The organism is Prosthecobacter sp. (assembly GCF_046154365.1).
Lineage (GTDB): Bacteria > Verrucomicrobiota > Verrucomicrobiia > Verrucomicrobiales > Verrucomicrobiaceae > Prosthecobacter.
Genome location: NZ_JBJXFV010000026.1, coordinates 1 through 18,280 on the forward strand (window position 1 = coordinate 1; position 18,280 = coordinate 18,280).

At 60.0% G+C, this 18,280-nt stretch carries 20 protein-coding genes and 1 tRNA gene; 8 read left to right on the top strand and 13 right to left on the bottom strand.

Annotated features, from left to right (window positions below):
* The first annotated feature begins 546 nt into the window (after positions 1-546).
* A complete protein-coding gene (locus tag ACKVY0_RS03265; protein WP_409213360.1) occupies positions 547-2,070 on the top strand; it encodes a transposase in 1,524 nt (507 codons plus the stop codon).
* Between the two features lie 154 nt (positions 2,071-2,224).
* Positions 2,225-2,581 carry a cystatin domain-containing protein gene (locus ACKVY0_RS03270; protein WP_409213361.1) on the top strand — a complete coding sequence of 119 codons (357 nt, stop codon included), beginning with the start codon at positions 2,225-2,227 and terminating at the stop codon, positions 2,579-2,581.
* A gap of 49 nt (positions 2,582-2,630) precedes the next feature.
* On the opposite strand, the gene ACKVY0_RS03275 is transcribed toward ACKVY0_RS03270, so the two are convergent.
* Both ACKVY0_RS03275 and ACKVY0_RS03280 read right to left on the bottom strand, forming a co-directional pair.
* Positions 2,631-3,098, bottom strand: coding sequence for a hypothetical protein (locus tag ACKVY0_RS03275; protein ID WP_409213362.1), 468 nt, complete (start codon positions 3,096-3,098; stop codon positions 2,631-2,633).
* 109 nt (positions 3,099-3,207) lie between these two features.
* Positions 3,208-3,561, bottom strand: a complete 354-nt coding sequence (locus ACKVY0_RS03280; protein ID WP_409213363.1) for a hypothetical protein — start codon at positions 3,559-3,561, stop codon at positions 3,208-3,210.
* Between the two features lie 754 nt (positions 3,562-4,315).
* On the opposite strand from ACKVY0_RS03280, the gene ACKVY0_RS03285 reads away from it, so the two are divergent.
* The 4 genes from ACKVY0_RS03285 to ACKVY0_RS03300 all read left to right on the top strand — a co-directional run bounded on the left by ACKVY0_RS03285 (position 4,316) and on the right by ACKVY0_RS03300 (position 7,257).
* On the top strand, positions 4,316-4,723 hold the full coding sequence (locus tag ACKVY0_RS03285; protein ID WP_409213364.1) for a hypothetical protein: 408 nt from the start codon (positions 4,316-4,318) through the stop codon (positions 4,721-4,723).
* Positions 4,724-4,834: 111 nt separating this feature from the next.
* On the top strand, positions 4,835-5,188 hold the full coding sequence (locus ACKVY0_RS03290; RefSeq protein WP_409213365.1) for a hypothetical protein: 354 nt from the start codon (positions 4,835-4,837) through the stop codon (positions 5,186-5,188).
* A gap of 406 nt (positions 5,189-5,594) precedes the next feature.
* Positions 5,595-6,635, top strand: coding sequence for an aldo/keto reductase (locus ACKVY0_RS03295; protein ID WP_409213366.1), 1,041 nt, complete (start codon positions 5,595-5,597; stop codon positions 6,633-6,635).
* Between the two features lie 217 nt (positions 6,636-6,852).
* A complete protein-coding gene (locus ACKVY0_RS03300) occupies positions 6,853-7,257 on the top strand; it encodes a low affinity iron permease family protein (protein ID WP_409213367.1) in 405 nt (134 codons plus the stop codon).
* Between the two features lie 97 nt (positions 7,258-7,354).
* Here the strand turns inward: ACKVY0_RS03300 and ACKVY0_RS03305 are convergent, their stop codons facing one another.
* The 8 genes from ACKVY0_RS03305 to ACKVY0_RS03340 form a co-directional block, all read right to left on the bottom strand.
* Positions 7,355-8,257, bottom strand: a complete 903-nt coding sequence (locus ACKVY0_RS03305; RefSeq protein WP_409213368.1) for a DUF4159 domain-containing protein — start codon at positions 8,255-8,257, stop codon at positions 7,355-7,357.
* 48 nt (positions 8,258-8,305) lie between these two features.
* Positions 8,306-8,392 (bottom strand) — tRNA-Leu (locus ACKVY0_RS03310).
* A gap of 20 nt (positions 8,393-8,412) precedes the next feature.
* Positions 8,413-9,027, bottom strand: coding sequence for a hypothetical protein (locus ACKVY0_RS03315; RefSeq protein ID WP_409213369.1), 615 nt, complete (start codon positions 9,025-9,027; stop codon positions 8,413-8,415).
* Positions 9,028-9,045: 18 nt separating this feature from the next.
* Positions 9,046-10,059: a flotillin-like protein FloA gene (gene floA, locus ACKVY0_RS03320; protein WP_409213370.1), complete on the bottom strand. Its 1,014-nt coding sequence runs from the start codon at positions 10,057-10,059 to the stop codon at positions 9,046-9,048.
* Positions 10,060-10,084: 25 nt separating this feature from the next.
* On the bottom strand, positions 10,085-10,561 hold the full coding sequence (locus ACKVY0_RS03325; protein WP_409213371.1) for an NfeD family protein: 477 nt from the start codon (positions 10,559-10,561) through the stop codon (positions 10,085-10,087).
* Between the two features lie 72 nt (positions 10,562-10,633).
* Positions 10,634-12,061, bottom strand: a complete 1,428-nt coding sequence (locus tag ACKVY0_RS03330; protein WP_409213372.1) for a hypothetical protein — start codon at positions 12,059-12,061, stop codon at positions 10,634-10,636.
* A 103-nt stretch (positions 12,062-12,164) separates the two neighbouring features.
* Positions 12,165-12,584 carry a hypothetical protein gene (locus ACKVY0_RS03335; RefSeq protein ID WP_409213373.1) on the bottom strand — a complete coding sequence of 140 codons (420 nt, stop codon included), beginning with the start codon at positions 12,582-12,584 and terminating at the stop codon, positions 12,165-12,167.
* 72 nt (positions 12,585-12,656) lie between these two features.
* A complete protein-coding gene (locus tag ACKVY0_RS03340; protein ID WP_409213374.1) occupies positions 12,657-14,462 on the bottom strand; it encodes an arylsulfatase in 1,806 nt (601 codons plus the stop codon).
* A 166-nt stretch (positions 14,463-14,628) separates the two neighbouring features.
* Here ACKVY0_RS03340 and rpmE point away from each other — a divergent pair, with 166 nt between their 5' ends.
* A complete protein-coding gene (gene rpmE / locus ACKVY0_RS03345; protein WP_409213375.1) occupies positions 14,629-14,892 on the top strand; it encodes a 50S ribosomal protein L31 in 264 nt (87 codons plus the stop codon).
* Between the two features lie 109 nt (positions 14,893-15,001).
* Positions 15,002-16,081, top strand: a complete 1,080-nt coding sequence (prfA, locus tag ACKVY0_RS03350; RefSeq protein WP_409213376.1) for a peptide chain release factor 1 — start codon at positions 15,002-15,004, stop codon at positions 16,079-16,081.
* Between the two features lie 111 nt (positions 16,082-16,192).
* Here prfA and ACKVY0_RS03355 read toward each other — a convergent pair whose 3' ends face one another.
* Genes ACKVY0_RS03355 through ACKVY0_RS03365 form a run of 3 tightly spaced genes read right to left on the bottom strand, consistent with a single transcriptional unit; the run spans position 16,193 to position 18,191 of the window.
* Positions 16,193-16,579 carry a HEPN domain-containing protein gene (locus ACKVY0_RS03355; protein ID WP_409213377.1) on the bottom strand — a complete coding sequence of 129 codons (387 nt, stop codon included), beginning with the start codon at positions 16,577-16,579 and terminating at the stop codon, positions 16,193-16,195.
* Positions 16,560-16,883: a nucleotidyltransferase domain-containing protein gene (locus ACKVY0_RS03360; RefSeq protein ID WP_409213378.1), complete on the bottom strand. Its 324-nt coding sequence runs from the start codon at positions 16,881-16,883 to the stop codon at positions 16,560-16,562. Before ACKVY0_RS03360 ends, ACKVY0_RS03355 begins: the two co-directional genes overlap by 20 nt.
* 57 nt (positions 16,884-16,940) lie before the next feature.
* The gene (locus ACKVY0_RS03365) at positions 16,941-18,191 is read right to left on the bottom strand and encodes a formylglycine-generating enzyme family protein (protein WP_409213379.1); all 1,251 of its coding nucleotides are present in this window, start codon (positions 18,189-18,191) and stop codon (positions 16,941-16,943) included.
* Between the last annotated feature and the right edge of the window lie 89 nt (positions 18,192-18,280).

Genomic DNA, 18,280 nt, shown 5'->3' on the forward strand with positions numbered 1-18,280 from the left:
GATCGAGCGCATCGAGCGTCGCCACGAGAAACGTCGTCGTGCGGCAGCCAACGCCCTCAAACGCCAACGCAAACGGGAAAAAGTTGCTCCGGCGAAGGCTTCAACCTCCTAACAAAGCAGAACTAACTTCCCCCAGACTCGTTCTGGCGAACGAGCCTACGACAACAGGCCGTAGGCGCATTCGCCAGAATGCGGCGCGAGCGTGAAGTTACTCCCTGCCCCACAAGCCCATGCGGCGTTCCGGTGCTCCGTTCCATTCTCCGTTCCATTCTCCGTAGCAAGACTGCGAAGGATGAAAGCAAGACTGCGAAGGATGAACCGTCCGCAGTGAATGAACACCGCAGAGCCAGGAACGCCGCAGAGAAAGGCTGGTGAATCCAGCCGATGAACCAGGAACCACTCATGCCCGCTCATCCTGATTCAATGAGGCTCATCCATGCTCCCGAATCACTTGAATGAAACTCGGCTGTCCTTGATGGCACCGCATGGTGGGCCACGCATCTCACGCCCAATGCCCTGCGCCATCTGCAAGAAGGCTGGCAGGGCGTGTTCCGCCGCAGTGTGCTCGCGCTCATGCCCGCAGCGGACTTGGGCCAGCACTTCGATCCACAACTCGGCCGCCCCACCAAGGAACTCTACTCCATGGCCGCGCTCACCCTCATCATGGAGTTCAAAAACTGGACCATCGACACGGCGGCGGAAGCTTACAGCTATCACAATGACCTGCACTACGCGCTCAACCTTGCACGCGACCACCAGTATCTCTGCCCGCGCAGCCTCGACACCTACCGCAAGCTGGTGCGTGAGGATAAACTGGTGGGCGACATCTTCACGCAAGTCACCACCAAGCTCATCGAAGAGCTCAACATCAGCATCACCAAGCAACGGCTCGACAGCACGCACCTCTTTAGTGACATGGCCGTGTTTGGCCGCACCAAGCTCATGGCCACCGCCGTCAAACGCTTCCTCGCCAGCCTCAAACGGCACGCCGCAGCGAGCTACAACGCACTGGATGCCGACCTGCGTGAGCGCTATGAAGTGAGCCAGGCGCGGCTCTTTGGCGAAGCCGGCGGCAGCGCTGAAGGTCGCACCCAAGCGCGGCAACAAGTCGCCCAAGACATGCACGCACTCATCGAGCGCTTCGCTGATGACACCGCCATCAACACGCGCAGCAGTTACCGCGCCATGCAGCGCATCTTTGCAGAGCACTGCGAGATCAAACTCGGCAAAGTCAGCGTGCGCACCAAGAGCTGCGACGCGCAGGGCAACAGCAGCCACACCATGCAAAACCCATCCGATGACGGTGCCGGATACGACGGACACAAAGGCAGCGGCTACCAAGTGCAACTCGCGCAGACCAGCGCTGAGAGCAATCCCGTGCAAATGATCACCGTGTGCATCCCGCAGAGTGCCGGAGCGAGCGACAGCGCCGCCGTGCCACAAGTCATCGCCGCGCAGCAAGCCATGGCCGCCGTGCCAGATGAAATGAGTGCCGACACCGCCTACGGCAGCGATGCCAACGTCGAGCACAGCGCCGCGCACGGCATTGACCTCATCAGCCCGGTGCCAGGCCGTCGGCCCAAAGCAGAACCAGACGCGACCGCGCCAACAGCAGATCAGGAAGCCAGCGTGGCAGAGGTGCAGGCAAGCGAAAGTGCGAGCGAGAATGCAACCAGCGGACCGAGCAAAGCTGAGCGCACCGCCCAGCGGCGCAAGCGCGAGCAGAGTGAAGAATGGCGGGGGAAATACCGGCGACGAGCAGGCATCGAGAGCCTGAACCGAGGGTTGGATCGAGTCACCGGCATCAAGCAACTGCGAGTCAGAGGACTCGTCGCGGTGAGTCATGCTGTGATTGGGAAAGCCTGCGGGTGGAACATCCTGCAAGCCGCCCGGGCCAAGGCCAAAGCCGCGCGAGCCGAGCGCAAAAGCGGCAAAAGTGGTAGTCAGAAAGTCTGGCAAGCACTTCGAGCAGCATGGCGGCGATTCGACGCATTGGTGAGCCCCCACCTGCTGGCCAGCACCGCCCGAACTAGAGCGCTGATGAACCCTCGCCCTGCCCTCCAGTATTAATTGCCGCCCAACAATGCCCGGCAGGGTCCAAATCCGAAATCATTTTTGCGCTCTCGTCTTGTCACGGTTCAAGCAGCGCCCGAGCTCAGGATGTCTGAGTCTTTGCCAAGACGGATTCCTTCGTCGAATCTGCGGACAACCCCACGCCCAACCGATGAACCTCAAGCCCCTCACCCTCGTCACCCTTGCCACCAGCCTTCTCATGACCACCCTCGACAGCACGGCAGCAGAGCCGCCCACCCCCGGCGGATTCGGGGCCGTGACGCATATCACCCCGGAGATTCAGAGCGCCGCTGACTTCGCCGTCCGCACCCAGGCCAAAGCAGACGCCCTCAAGCTCACCCTCGTCAAAATCACCCACGTCGAAAGCCAGGTCGTCGCCGGCATGAACTACCGCCTCACCCTCAAGCTCACCAGCAGCGGCCAGCCGCGCACCGCCAAAGCCCTCGTTTACCGCTCACTCGAAGGCCAGCAGCAGCTCACCTCCTGGGAGTGGCTCACACAAAAGTGACCCCGCCGCCCGGCCCGTCGCCAACTTCAATCTGAAGCACATGCGCTGACTACGTTCTGCGCCTTGAGCGGAAATGCCGCGCCAAATGAAGCAGTAGAACAAACAGGGAGAGTGCTATTCCAATGTACAGCGGCCTTGGAATGCCCCGCAGTTCTGAAATGCCAAGCCCTGGAGGGTTGTGTCCAGAACCAAGATAAAACCAGTATTCCGAAGTCCTCGCATCCTTGAGTTGGACCACGCTGATGAGCATCGCTAGAGAGGCAAAGAAAAAGGGCGCGAAGCCCATCAAAGCGGCAATCTGCACCGATGTCCGGCGGAAAAACGAACGGACCGCCAGGACAAAGCACAGCACCATCAAGACATGGGCGGAGATATACAACGCACCTCCTGATTGAAGCGCTTCCAGATACGGAATCGTCTTCGTCCTACGCTCGAAGACCTCACGTCGCTCTCTCATTTGCCAGCCAGGCGGCGGCGCTTCTTGGGCAAGAAGCATGGTTTTGGAAAGAAGACTCATGCGCCGCACACTACCGGAAAAAGCCGCCTTTTGTCGAGCCTTCTCTGAGATCTAGGCTCTCAGCCATCCACTGCTAGCACCCACGCATGAAACGCGCCCGCCTCATTCGTCATTCCCGCTCCCCTCGTGCTACGTCCTCCGGCTCAGACGCACCCGGTTCCGTCCCCTCCGCCATCCGCCGCACCTTCTCCCAGTCCGTGACCTTGTCGCTGAAGGGCCAGTTCTTGCGGATCGCCCGCACCCAGCCGATGTCCCGCAGCAGCACCCCGCAGGCACAGCCCACGAAGCCGTAAAACAGCGGCCACAACTCCGCCTCAGCCGCAAACGTCAGGGCCAGCGCAAACACCAGCCCCAGCAGCAGATACCACTTCCAAGTCCGGCGGTAAAACAGCGCGAAGCCGTAGCCGCGTTCATGGGTTTCCAGCAGTCGGCGGGCCAGCAGGGCTTCATGGGGTCGTTTCATCAGGAAAGCCCGGCCACATGGCCGGAGCTGCTGGTTTTACAGGCCCGAGGGCACCCCCGACAAGCCTAATCGGCTTGTCATGAGAGAGTCCCCTCGTTGTGCGCCCCCGATTCCTCATTGCTTGCGCCCTGCCCCCGGGAGCCTGCAAACGAAGGCAAATCGCAGGCTCGGCGATGCTCCTTTTCTGGAAAATATGGTCGCGCGCGACCCCGAACGTGCGCCGGGCCTGTGAACGACGGTCAATCGTAGCCTCGGTGATACCTCGGACGTGCAATTGACGATCAATCGCAGCCTCGGACATGCTCCTCCTGTCCGATTTGCCGTCAATCGCAGCCCCGGGCGTGCTCCTCCCGTGCAATTTGCGGCAAATCACAGCTCCGGAGATGCTCCGGGCCTGCAAAAAACGGTCGTGTGAGGGAGGCTCAAGAGTGTAACCCACACCGGCACCGTACCGGACTGACCCCGACACGCCGCTTCGACGACTCACCGCACCACAGGCTTGACCTCGGGCAATTTTTTCGCTTCGCTCGGCGCATTCATCAAAATCCTTTCGTTTCGTGAACAGCCCCTTTGACCGCACCCCAACCCGGTTAATCCACAAAAAACTGTGGACGAATCTGATTCGCCCACAGTTTAGTATGGCTAAACAACGTTAGCAGTGAAGACATACTTTACAGGAGAGTTTTCCGCCAGGCGTCCTGCTACGATAGTTTGCAGCCTAGTTCTGACCTCGGTTGGACTTTGTTTAGCCATCATGTGGATCCCGCAGATGATTCTGCAAACGGTCATGACTCACATGATGGGCACGCTCTGCGCCCTGCTTTTTATCTTCGTATTTCTCGGTGGTGGGTTGTTTCTCCTGTCTAAGATCGTCAAGAACGCGAAGACGGTTCTGTTGATCACGTCTGACGGGCTTTCATACGGGTCGAAGAAGTATCGTTGGGAAGACATCACCGAGATCGGGATCATGGAGAAATACACGAGACGGAAGGATCTTTACTGCACGACAGCACTGAATCCCTTTATCGTCGAGCTTCTCCTTTCCCGAGGGTTGGGTTCTGAACAGATTGCGGTGCTGTTTGGAGCGCTCCGCAGCGAAGTAGTTCCGATCCACCCTCATGTTTGTTTACACGAAAAGGATGATGAAGAATCGCACTGCTAACCAGTTCACTGCAGCCAACGCCGGTTGGCGCACTCAGTTCCGCTTTCGTGGGTCACGTCATCGGTCCGGCGTGGCTGAGTTCAATCGTTAGACTGCATAGACACGATGCCTGTGAAACAAACATCTCCCGAATGGCTGAAGGTTCTGTGTGCGGTTGGTCTTCTCGGCGCAATCGGCGGTTTTATCAGTGCGGTCATTTACTCCAGTCTCCATGAGTGGCCTCAGGACTCATCGCCTCCAGTCATTTATATTCAGTTGGTGTCTGGCGCGTTTGCCTGCTTTGGGCTGGCCTTTGGGCTTGGTCTTGTTCACACCGCTTATGTCGGTAGGTACTACTCAGGACTTGCGCGCCGACAAGTCACTCGTCAAAGAGACCCATTTCATTTTTGGCTGCTGCTTGGCAGCGTCGGGTTGTTGCCGTTGGCGATTATTGTTTATGGAGTTTGGAATTTCATTGCAGTCTAAATCGGGTCGAGGTGACAGGATTGCGCCTGCCGCCCCTCCCATACCACCCGGCGTGCGGGTTTGACGGCGCTTCGCTTGCCCGGCGGGCAGCCTGACGGCTGTCTGTCTCCCTACGGTCGGCTGCACCGGGCGGTTCCAGTCAGATCATGGAGCTTTGACTTTCGTCTCGGCTCCGTGATGCAGCTTGATCCAGATAGTTGCCGCCTTCATCGGCTCTGCGGTTAGGCTTCGCTTCATGGATGCCGCTGTCGCGGCAGGGCAGTCTCAAATCGGGGACTCCCCGTTCCTTTAGCAGTTGTTGTTGAAAAGACACGAGCCATGCATGAACAGCGGCCGATTCATGCCTGAAGCCCTCTTCGCTCTTCGCCCTTGGCTCTCCGCCATCCCCTGCTAGCATCCGCGTCTTATGAAACGCAACCGCCTCGGCCGCACTGGCATCGTCGTCACCGACATCTGCATGGGAACCATGACCTTCGGCCTCCAGGCCGATGAGAAGACCTCCTTTGCCATCATGGACCGCGCCATCGACGCGGGGATCGACTTCTTCGACACCGCCGAGATGTATCCCGTGCCGCCGAGCGCCGAACTCTTCGGCGTGACCGAGCAGATCGTCGGCAAGTGGCTCAAGGGCCGCACGCGGGGCGAGATCATCGTCGCCAGCAAGGTCACCGGGCCCGGCCACGGCTGGTTTCGCCCACCGATTCGCGGCGGCTTCACCGCGCTGGACCGCCGCCAGATCTTCCAGGCCTGCGAGGACAGCCTGCGCCGCCTCCAGACCGATTACATCGACCTCTACCAGACGCATTGGCCCGACCACGGCATGGAGCAGGCCGAAACCCTCGGTGCGCTGACCGATCTCATCGACCAGGGCAAGATCCGCGCCTGGGGCAGCAGCAACGAGACCTGCTGGGGCGTCATGAAGAACCTCTGGGAGGCCGAGAAGCACGGCCTCGCCCGCATGGCCTCCGTGCAGAACAATTTCTCTCTCATCAACCGCCGCTGCGAGAGCGAACTCGCGCAGGTGTGCCGCAAGGAAAACGTCAGCCTCCTGCCCTACTCCCCGCTCGGCGGCGGCGTGCTCTGCGGCAAGTACAACGGCGGTGCGCTGCCCCAAGGCGCACGCTTCACCGACTACATCCAAAACGGCGGCCCGCGTCAGAAGCGCATGGCCGCCCGCTTCGTCAACGAGCGCAGCCTCGAAACCACCGCCCGCCTCCAAGTCATCGCCGCCGACCTCGGCATCAGTGTCACCGCTTTGGCACTCGCCTGGAGCAAGCAGCATGACTTCGTCGCCTCCACCATCGTCGGCGCCACCACCGTCGCCCAGTTTGAAGAAAGCCTGCTGGCTGCCGATCTCGTGCTCAGCGCCGAGACACTGGCCCGCATTGATGCCATCGACGAAGCCATCCCGACGCCGATGACGGAGGATGGGTTGCGGCGGCTGTAGCCACGTTCGCCTGAACGCGGACTTCCGCGTCAACGGTCGTCAAGCGGGTGATCGCTCGGCATTTATTTACTTCATCCAAAATGAAGCGCCCATGCGCTTCATCAACGGTCCTACCCCTGCGAGCCGAGCCTTTGATCCGGTGCAAGTTCGGTGCTCGGGGGAGAGAACCGCGACACCTTGGACGTTGCCACGCAGGAATCACGCCCGTTCCCAGATCATGAAGCCCACCAAACCCACCTCCTGGTTCTCCCACTTTGCCAAAAAGACCGCACGCGCCAGCGGTCGGCCCTCCGCCTTCGGGCTGGCGGTGGCGATCATCCTGATCTGGAGCGTCACTGGCCCGCTGTTTCACTTCAGCGACACGTGGCAGCTTGTCATCAATACCGGCACCACCATCGTCACCTTCCTCATGGTGTTTCTCATTCAGTGTACGCAAAACCGCGACGCCGAGGCCGTGCAGGTCAAACTGGACGAGCTGATCCGCTCCATCGATGGCGCCCACAATGCGCTGCTGGACCTAGAAGAACTGGAGGAGGACGAACTCGATAAAATCCGCGCCACTTACACCCACCTCGCCGAAGAAGCCCGCAAAGAGCTTCTGAACCGCGGAGTGGATGCCTGAGGTGTGTGCTTCGAGCACCGGGTAAAACCGACAGCGTGATTGGTCACGCCGGGTTTCGACGGAAACTTTTCCGGCTGAAGCCGGGACTCAGAACTTTTCAATGCGTCAGCGCGTAGAAGATGATGTTGATGCCGAGCGGGTAGGCGTACTTCTCGGAGAATTCGCGAAAGTACCACGGATCGGTGCCTTCCTGCTCCCAGCCTTCGCCAGTGTCGGTGTTCCAGCAGATGACCATCATCAGGCGGCGTTTATCGTCGAAATAGCCACGGTAGTGGACGTGCTCGGAGCCAGGTTTGTCGAACTCATAGGTGATGCCCTGGTTGATGACGTATTCGGCGTAGCGGATGTGCGGGATCTGCGGCTTCACCTTGATGGGGAAGACCATGTGGAAGATTTCGTGCTCCAGCGGGATCTCCTCGATCTTGCGGTCGGGCCAGATCTGCTTGAGGGCGACTTCGAAGTTGTCCCACTCGCGCGTGCCCCAGAAGTCATCGACCATGATGAAGCCGCCGTTGAGCATGTACTCGCGCATGGTTTTGGCCTCGTCGTCGGTGAGGTCGATGTCACCGACTTCGATCATGTAAGTGAAGGGATAATGGCGCATCTGCTCCGGGACGATGTCCACGACGGCTCCATTTGGGTTCACTTGAAGCGAAGTGAGCTGCTGGAGGCGGTACGACATGTTCATGTCGGAGTCGGGATAGTCCGTGGACCACTTGCGGTTGCCACGGCCCCAGCCGCGGCCGCCGGAGCCTGAGTTGTAACGGATGCGGGCAAAGGTGAAGACATCGTTGGGCAGTTCCTTGCTGACCGGCCAGGTGGGATACTCGTTGCCATAACCGCCACGACGGTACTCACGCGGGTCTTCGGGCAGGGAGCCGTCCTTGATGCCGAAATTCGTCGGCCTGCCGCCAGGGGCTTCGTTTTCGACCGCCCAGACAACGCACGCAATCAAAGCAAGGGCGGCGATGAAGACTGGGGCGGCGCGCGGTGTTTGCATGAGCTTGATAACGTTGCTCCTCCCTGACTCCTGCGAACTTCTTTTGAGTGGTACCGGCGGTCGGACTCGAACCGACACATCCTCACGGATACAAGATTTTGAGTCTAGCGCGTCTACCAATTTCACCACGCCGGCATGTCTCAAAGAAGCGGGCGCTAGATAGCGAGATCGCGGGAGGTTTGCAAGGCTTTTGGCGGTCCGAGTATCTCCTGCATCAAAATCGCCTGCCGCATGAGCGCTGGATCGCGCCGCAGATTCTGCACAGCGGCGAGTACGGAGTGAGTGGTGGTCTGCTGCGGATCGTAGGCTTCTTTGGCAGCAACTGCCGGAGCTGCGACGGCGGCCACCACCGGGAGCGGCGTTTGCACCACCTGAGCAGCAGCACGGCCAGATTGCAGGCGCTGCTGCGGCACCGGGGGCGGTCTGCTGGCAGGTTTTGCCGGACGAGCGGGCTGCACCGGACGAGCAGGTGCCTGCGCCTGTTTGGCGGTCTCTTGCAATTCCTTCCAGGCCTTGCGCAGTTCATCCCAGGGCGAGGGAGCTGCGGGCGGTGGTGGCAAAGGCGGTGCGCTCTGGCCGGTTTGCTTGAGCCAGGCGGCCTCGCGCATCTGGCGCTGCTCCTCGGTCATCTGCGGCGGGGCGGCTTCACGCCGCTGCTGCCAGCTTTCCCACAGCCATTTCACGAAACCAGCCAGCAACGCGATGACGATGATCGCCGCTTGAAACGGATCAAAGTCGGCGCTCAGCAGCAATGGAGGAACTTGGAACATTGAACAACGAACATTGAACTACTTCGCCGCAGGTGAATCACCGGCGATCTTGGTGCGCATGTCGGTGTCGGCGAGGACGTTTTTGTACTTGGCGTAATCCATGACGCCGAGCTGGCCGTTGCGGAAGGCTTCGGCGATGGCCAGTGGCACCTGCGCCTCGGCTTCGACGACTTTGGAACGCATCTCCTGGGTGCGCGCGGACATTTCCTGCTCCAGGGCCACGGCGGCGGCACGGCGCATTTCAGCGTTGGCCTGGGCGATTTTTTTATCAGCCTCGGCCTGCTCAGTCTGGAGCTTCGCACCGACGTTTTCACCGACGTCGATGTCAGCAATGTCGATGGAGAGAATCTCAAACGCGGTGCCGGCATCGACACCTTTGTGCAGCACGAGCTTGGAGATGCTGTCGGGATTTTCGAGCACATCCTTGTAGGAGGCGGAGGAGCCGATGCAGGTGACGATGCCTTCGCCCACACGCGCGATGACCGTTTCCTCGGTGGCACCGCCGACGAAGCGGTCGAGATTCGTGCGCACGGTCACCCGGGCGCGGACGCGCAAAGAAATGCCGTCTTTGGCGACGGCGTCGATCTTGCCGCCACGGCCCATGTCGGGATGCGGGCAGTCGATGACTTTGGGATTGATGCTGGTGCGCACGGCTTCGAGCACGGTCTTGGTGGTGCCTTTGCAAGCGAGGTCGATGGCGCAGGCTCGATTGAAGTCGAGCGGGATGCCGGCCTTGTCGGCGGCGATGAGCGAGAGCACGACGTGCGTGACCTCCCCACCGGCGAGGTAATGCGCCTCGAGCTGGTCCGTGCCGATGGGAATGCCCGCCTTGGCCGCCGTGATGCGCGTATCAACGATCATCGCGTTTGGCACCCCGCGCAGCCACATGGCGAGCAGCGTGGTGATGCTGACCGGCGCATTGGCAATCATGGCCCGCAGCCAGAGATTGAAGAACTTGGCGACGATCAAAAAAACGATCAGCAGGACGATGATGACGACGCCGTAGATGAAGATCCAGACTGGTTCAGGCATGGTGGTGGGTGAGTTTGAGGTTGGGTTAGGGTGAGATTAAACGAACGAGCAGATTGCCGGGTTCGGCGGCGATGACTTCCAGCGGTGCGCCGGCGGCGGCCAGACCGTCCTGGCAGCGCACATCGTAGCGCTGGCCGGCGATTTCCGCACGGCCCAGCGGACGCAGATCGGTGAGTGCAAAGCCCTGCGCCCCTGGAGCAGCGGTGACGGCGGCTGGCGTGTCGATGCTGGCGGTAAGGGTCAAGGCACGACGAAAAAATTTCGCCGCAAACCAACGCATCCAAGCCAGCAGGGTCGCCGCCGAAAACACCAGGATGCCCAGTGCAAGCGTGAGCCGCAGGCCGGTGCTCCACCCCGCCAGATCGTCCGACATCAGCGTGAGCCAGACGGCGGCCAGAATCGAGATCGTGCCAAGAATCCCCGCGATCAAGCCGGGCAGGAAAGTCTCCAGCATCATGAGAAAGATGCCGAACAACGTGAGGATGGCGATGCTGGCGAGCATGTGGGCATCATGCTGAACGCGGCACGGGATGGCGTCAACCCGCGATCCACATTCCATCGTGCCGTCGCTGCCTCACGGCCTGCGCAGCGGGATCAACGACTTGCTCCACTCCTTGGCACCCGCAGGCATATCACCAAGATTCAGAAACGTCGGTGAAGCAGGGCTGGCGAAAGTGGTGCGCGCGAGACGCGAGGCATCGGCCGTTGCAGCGGCTTCGAGGAGATTCTTGGCCCCCGGTTTGAGCGGTGATCCAACAGGCGTACGCGCCAGGATCGGATCGCCGCCCAGTTCGGTGCGCGGCTCGATGCGGGTCCAAGTATTGGCGGACCAGTAGTCGCCTTTCCAGGCACGGTTCGGGCTGGTGGGGACATACATCGCGAAGCGGTCGAACAGCACCTCCGGCACATAGCGGCTACCCACTCGACTGGCGAGCGGCGGATCGGTCGGATCAGGACGGCTTTCGGTCGATTCGATCAGGTATTCCTTGTCGTCGATCTTCACCACACACCACGCATGGCCGCCGAGATCGCCATAGCGGCCCAAGGCCACACGCACTTGAAAGCCACGCGACATCAGCCAGTCCGCCAGGAAGATCGAAGAGTCCTCACAGTCGCCATGCTGCAAGCGCTGCGTTTCATCAGCGAACTGCCAGCAGTCAGTCTGCTCTTTTTTGGCAAAGCTGGTGCCCGCCTTCGCGCCGGGATCGTTGGCGTAACGGCAGTTGGCATGCACGGCGGCCCAGATCGTGAAAAGCTGCTGCACCCGCGACTGGTTTTTCGCAAACACCGCTGATGGCGCATAGCCGGTGAGAAACTCGTTCACGTAGCGGAAATTCCCGCCGCTGTCGGCGGCGATCACCGCGTACTTGCGGCGGCACTTCGGGCATTCCAGCGCCATGCTGCGCTGGGCGCGGGAGAGCTTCATGAAATGCGGCTGTTTGCAATGCACGCAGGTGCTGAAAAAGGGTTCGTCCCCCGACTTGGACAACGCCTCCGGCGTGAAATCACGCAGCCGCTGGCCCAGCACCAGCAGCGCTTCATGCATCAACCCGCTGGCACGCGGCCGCAGCGCCACAGCCATGTGCGTCATCTCAGGCTGCGCACGGTGGGAGTATTCATGGAAGCGCTGCACCAGCTCACGCAGGCTCGGGCTGCTGGCGGAGCAGACGGAGACACGGTAGTAACGTGGCATGCCTTCCTGCACCAGTTCGGTGACTTTGTTGAGGTCGCTCGTGTCAATTTTGGCAAACTCCCGCTCTAGCCAGGCCTCCATTTCAGGATCGACGCGCAGCATCGGGGTTTTTTCGGCCAGCCGTGAGTAATTGAACTGGTCCCCGAGGTCGATGCGGAACCGCGCCGGACTGTATTGCGCACCAGGGCTGGTCATCAGCTCCCCGAGGCGCATTTTCCAGCCGTTGAGCCAGCCTTCTTTCATCGCGGCAATGCCTCCCGCCAGCAGGACGGCGAAGGCGAGGGACCAAGTGATGATACGGCTGCTCATGTACCCTGAATTATAGTTTTTATAACATTCAGCGCAACCAAAACCCCCGTCACTGACAAATTGCTTACGCCAGCCCTCCCCCCTGCTTCGAGTCAGATGGACGCTATTTCTTCAACGTGTAGGGAATCCGGGGCGTGTAGGGCCACAATTTCGGGGCACTCCAGCCGATCGCGCCAAACAGCGTACCAGGCCTTTCGTCCACGTTGTCACGCGGATCGCCAAACCAAGCCGCCTGCGGATTTCCGGTGGCATTCGCCACAAAGATGCCACCCTCTTCGGAGCGCCCGATCAGGACACCCAGCGTACGGATGCGTTTGGGTGCCTTGTAGTAAATGCCGTTCGCCGCAGCCACCTCCGCCCGGTATTCCCCTGCGGGGAACAATATCTTCCCCTGGCCGCATACCCGTTCCTCATCCTGATCGACCACGAGGGATGGTGCGTCTGACTTGGCGAGTTCAACGGAGCCACAGGCAACAAGCAGCAGCGTGACGATCAGGGCGGAGAGGATGGCGGTGAATTTCATGCGATGGTTGAGATAAAATAAAGCCGGTTGGCAAAACGAACGCCAGCATGGAATCAGGAAATGTGCCAAGCCTCACTTAGATTTCAGCGTGAGCGTCACTCGCAGCACTTCCGCCACGCTCTGACCGGGAATTTCCACCGCCCGCAGCGTCAGCAATCCTCTCTGTGCCGCCAGCTTGATCGTACCGAGCGAAAGCGTGTGAAAATCGCGCATAAAGCTCTCTCCTTTGCGCGATGCCCGGTCTTGACCAGTGATCAACGGCGGATACCAGCCCGGCGTGACCTTGCCAGTCGTTTTGGCCGCACCCAAGCTCAGCTCGACGATGGAGCCGGCATCCGCCTCGGGACAGACGTATTCGATGCTCACCTCGTATGCGCCAGCCGTGTGAACGTCAATGTCCCAGGTCATGAAATCGTCCTTCGTCTTCCAATTCACAAAATAGGAGCAGTTCGGCGCGCCCGAACTGCGCTGCACGCCGCCATGCGGCACGCCATCTCGTGCGGGCAACATCGTGATCGGAAACTCGGCATAACCGACCGGATAAGGCCGGTTGTCAGCGAAGTTCGCTCCTCCCTTGCCCTTGGCCTTCCCCTTGCCCGCTGGGGCGGGGGCCGTGGCATAAGGCTTCCCAAACACCTCTTGATGCCACGCCGTCCCCTTTGCGGCCAATTTCGTCGCTATTTCAGGCTGCTCAGCCGCAATGTCCTTCGTCTGACTCGGATCGGCAATCATGTCAAACAAACCACCCGCAGCATCCAGGCGATGCGTTTGCGTCCGCACACTCAATCGCCCGCCGTTGTAATTCATCAGATTGCGCGCAACCGCCTCCCACTTCGCCCCACGTAGCAGCGATGAAAAACTCTTTCCATCCAGCGGTTTTGCGTTCTGAACCGGCACCCCGGCCAGTTCCGTCAGCGTCGGCAGCAAATCGATCGCCCCGGCGATGTGCGGCACGGTCATCCCGGCACGGATCTTGCCCGGCCAGCGGAAGAACAGCACCGAGCGCAGGCCCCCTTCATCCGTCACGCCCTTCTTCCCCTTCATCCCGCCATTCCAGCGCACGCTGTTCGGCCCGTTGTCGCTGAAATAGACCACGATCGTGTTCTCCGCGATCTTCAGCTCATCGAGCTTCTTCAACACGCGCCCCACGTTCATGTCGATGTTGTCCATCATCGCCAGCACCGTGCGTGTCACGTTGATGTCCTCCGCTTCGCCATCCGCACCACGCATCGTCACCGGCGCGTCCTTGAACTTGTTCCAATGCTCGTCCGGCACGCTGAACGGCGAATGCGGCGTCGTCAGCGGGATGTAGCAGAAAAATGGCTTCGCACGGTTCGTCTCGATGAACTCCATCGCCTTCCCCACCAGCACGTCCACGATGAAACCCTTCGCTCGGAACATCTGCCCGTTGTGCTCCAGCGGCGGATCAAAATACTCGCCCCAATGGCCGCTGGTGTAGCCCACATACTCCTGAAACCCACGCGCGTTCGGATGATACGGCCACTGGCTGCCATTGTGCCATTTGCCAAAGGCCCCCGTCGCATAGCCTGCCGCGAGAAAATGATCCGCCACCGTCTTCACATCCGTGTTCAGCCGCTCCTGCCCCGTTGAGACCCCCAGCACGCCGCCCCGCGAGTGATACCGCCCCGTCAAAAACTCCGCCCGCGTCGGCGCACACAGCGCACACACAAAGAAGCGATCAAAACTCGCCCCCGCCTTCGACAATGAGTCGATGTTTGGCGTCTGTAGGTTCGTATTGCCATTGATCGAGTAATCCCCCCACCCCGAATCATCCGCCAAAAACACCACCACATTCGGCGGAGCCGCGTAAAGAGAGAAGGTACCGAAAAGAACGAGGAACAGGCAAAGTCGATTCATGGTCGCCTCGTAACGCACCCCACACCTCCCTGCTATCACCACCTTGACCTCTTGACGCCTTGACCAACTCCCCCTTGACCCTCCTGCAAAAGCCACTACCGTCCGCGCCCCACGCCCCGGCGAAAGCAGCATTCCGCACCTCGCCCGGTCACGTGATCTCACCACCATGAAAGAAAACATCCATCCCAAGTCCGCCGAAACGACGATCACCTGCACCTGCGGCACCGTCTATCACACCGTCTCCACCGTGCAGAACCTCCGTATCGGTATCTGCTCCGCCTGCCATCCTTACTTCACCGGTGAGCAGCGCTTCATCGACACCGCCGGTCGTGTGGACAAGTTCGCCCAGCGCTACGGTTCCGTCCGTGCCCGCCGCACCGCTCCGAAGCTCGAAGCCGCCGCTCCTGTGGCCGCCGAAGCCGAAGCCTAGCTCTCGACAGTCTCTTTTTAGCCAAACGGTGCCCACGCCTTCGTGCTGGGCACCGTTTTTCTTTTCCCGTTTCAGCTTTCTGCTTTCCTAATTTCAGCTTTTCCCACGCATGGACTACTCCGCCGTCATCGCCGGCAAACGCACCCGCTTTGCCGACCTCGAAGACGTCATCGGCCGCCCGAACTTCTTCGATGATCCCAAGAAGGCCGGCGAACTGCTGCGCGAGCATCGCAACCTGCAAAAACTCCTCGCCGACTGGGCCGCGTTTGAAAAAGCGCAGACCGAGCTGGCGGAGAATCGCGACATGGCCAAGTCCATGGATGACCGCGAAATCGCCGAGATGGCCGCCGCCGAAATTCCCGTGCTCGAACAGCGCCTCGTTGATCTCGAAAAATCCATCCAGGAGTCCATCCTGCCGCCTGATCCGCTCGAAGGCCGCGATGTCATCCTCGAAATCCGTGCCGGCACCGGTGGCGATGAAGCATCGCTCTTTGCCGCCGATCTCCTGCGCATGTACACCCGCTTCGCGGAAAACCGCGGCTGGAAGGTCGAGTCCCTCGACACCAGCCCCTCCGAAGTCGGCGGCTTTAAGGAAGTCATCGTCAAAGTCAGCGGTGATGATGTGTATCGCGTCATGAAATACGAAAGCGGCGTCCACCGCGTCCAGCGCGTCCCCGCCACCGAGGCCCAGGGCCGCATCCACACCTCCGCCGCCACCGTCGCCGTCCTGCCGGAGGCAGAGGAGGTCGATTTCGAACTCAAGTCCGACGAAGTCCGCATCGAAGTCTGCCGCTCCTCCGGCGCAGGCGGTCAGGGCGTGAACACCACCGACTCCGCCGTGCAGGTCATGCACATCCCCACCGGCACCATCGTCCGCTGCCAGGACGGTCGCAGCCAGATCAAGAACAAGGAAAAAGCCCTCAGCATCCTGCGCTCACGCCTTCTGGAAAAGAAGCAGCAGGAAGAAGCCGCCAAATACTCCGCCAACCGCCGCAACCTCATCGGCAGTGGCGGCCGCGAGGAAAAAATCCGCACCTACAACTACCCGCAGAACCGCGTCACCGACCACCGCATCGAGCTGACCCTCTACAACCTCGACCAGTTCATGGAAGGCCGCATCGACCCCATCACCCAGGCTCTCTTATCCAGCGACCTCAAGGAACGTCTCGCCGAAGCCGGATTGAATTGAGCCGGAGGTCAGGCATCCTGCCTGACAACGGCCAGGGGCTTCCAGCCTTTGATTGATCGACGTGCTCAAGCATCCTCGCCGCGAGTCAGCTTCAGGATCACCCAGAACAACTCAGACCTTCAAGCCCAGCGCCAGCCGCGCTTCCTTGCGCACCACTTTGGCCGCCTTGATCGCCTCCTTCATATCCAGGGCCGTGGCTTCACTGCCAGGATAACGAAATTTCACGGCATAGCGATTCAAGCCCAGTAAGGCAGGCAGCAGCGCCGCCCACAGCGGCTCCACCGGCAGCAAATCCTGGAGCAGTTTGTCCAGATCGTGCGTCTTCTGAAACCGGATGCCCGCTTCCTCCATCCGTGCCTTCAGGTATTTCTCCGCGCATTGCTGACACAGAAAACAGCCGTGGTCGTGAAACGTCACCTTGCGCCGCCGCGACAGCACCAGGCCGAGCTGGTAGTCCGCCTCGGCCTTCTTGATCCACTCACGCGTTGACGGCTTCATACATGACTTTCCCGTTTTCCGTCACGTCCAGCATGAACATATCACGGTCGCGCACCCGTCGTTCCACCTCGGCCTCGCCCCGCACCAGCATGTCCACGGGAAAGCTGGCGCGTGCTTTCAGCCGGATTTTCACATCCGCATCCCGCATCACCCGCCGCGATTTCGGCAGCACCACCAGCACGTCCACATCCGAGTCCTCGTTCGGCTTGCCATAGGCATGCGAGCCAAACAGGATGATCCGCTGCGGCTTGCAGGCAGCAGCGATGTCATCGCAGTAACGCTTGATGGCCGTCATCGAGATCATGCAGGCAGTAAGCCGCGCAACCGTTGGGTCATCAACTCGTTTTTCCCGCCTCGCTGGCTACGGAGCCTTCTCTTCGAGTACCACCCGGAAGCCGATGTTACTGCGACGAATGGCAGGCCCATAATGATGACGCCAGCCTGAGCGTAAATCATTGCGTGAGCTGTTGTCAAAAGCGCAGCCTCTCAAGGTCCGCTCTGTTTGCTGCACATTATACCAGTCCTCAACCCACTCCCACACGTTGCCACCCAAGTCATAAAGCCCAATTTTGTTTGGCTTAAAACTCATGACTGGTGCTGTCGTTGGGAAGCTGTCGCTATAGCCTTCCAGGACTGGCCATTTGGGGAACTTCTCTTTCCAGGCGCTGTCCCCGTAATTCCCGACTTTGTCCTTCGTCTTCGGCGGGTAGTCAGCGCTCCATGGAAATTCTTCCTTTGCCTCGGCAGCGCGGCTTTGTGGCGTGGCACCCTGCGACCACTTCTCCTGGGGAACGATACCAACGGCAAGACTCCATTCTTTATCGGTCGGCAGACGATATTTTCTGCCTTCTTTGTTGCTGAGCCATAAACAGAATGCCTGCGCATCATCCCAACTCACACTGACCACGGGTTCGTCGTCTTTGACACTGATTGGAATGCCATCTCGCTCCTGGCTCTTCCATGAACTATCAGCGCCAGTGGTTTCATTGGCATAGGCGGCATAGTCTTGACGTCGTGTCTCATGGATGCAGAACAATACATCCGCACCTTTCACCGGCACAAATTTCATACCGAGGGTGTTGGTGAACTCTTTTCCGACGAATGTCGGAACGACAGCAGTTCCCAACCCTTCACGATATTCCATGACTTCCTTCGCCTCCGCCAGGCGGTCACCCTTGGTCAGCGTGCTTTCCAAAGCCTTGAGTTTCGCCATGTAAGCAGGCACCAGCGCCGCGAAGGCGGCGGTACGCTGCAAGGCAATTCTTGCCGACTCCGTGCGAAATACGTTCCGCAGCTTCTTCACAGTCTCGGGCGTCGTTTCGTCGTCCTTCTCTGGCAGTGGCATCTTGCTGCTAATCCGCTTCTTATCCTCCTCAAGCGCAAGCACCTCGGGCAATTTGCCCGCCTTTTTGGCCTCATCTCCTGAATTGGTGAGCGCAACCAGAAACTTGGCGTTCAATGCTTCAATTCCCGTGTCATAGGGAGTGGTGACTCGCTCAGCGACGAGAAACTCATACTGCTGCTGCAACGCCGTCAGCTCCGGCGGTGGCACGGCGTAAACATTGGTCACAAAAGCAACGAGCAGGACAACAGCGCGAGATCGGTAGTTCATGGCAGTGGTTGGTTGCCGCGATGATGATTGGAATTCTCATATACGCCAGCATTTCATCACTCATAAGGGAATCCTCTCTCTCGGTTGAT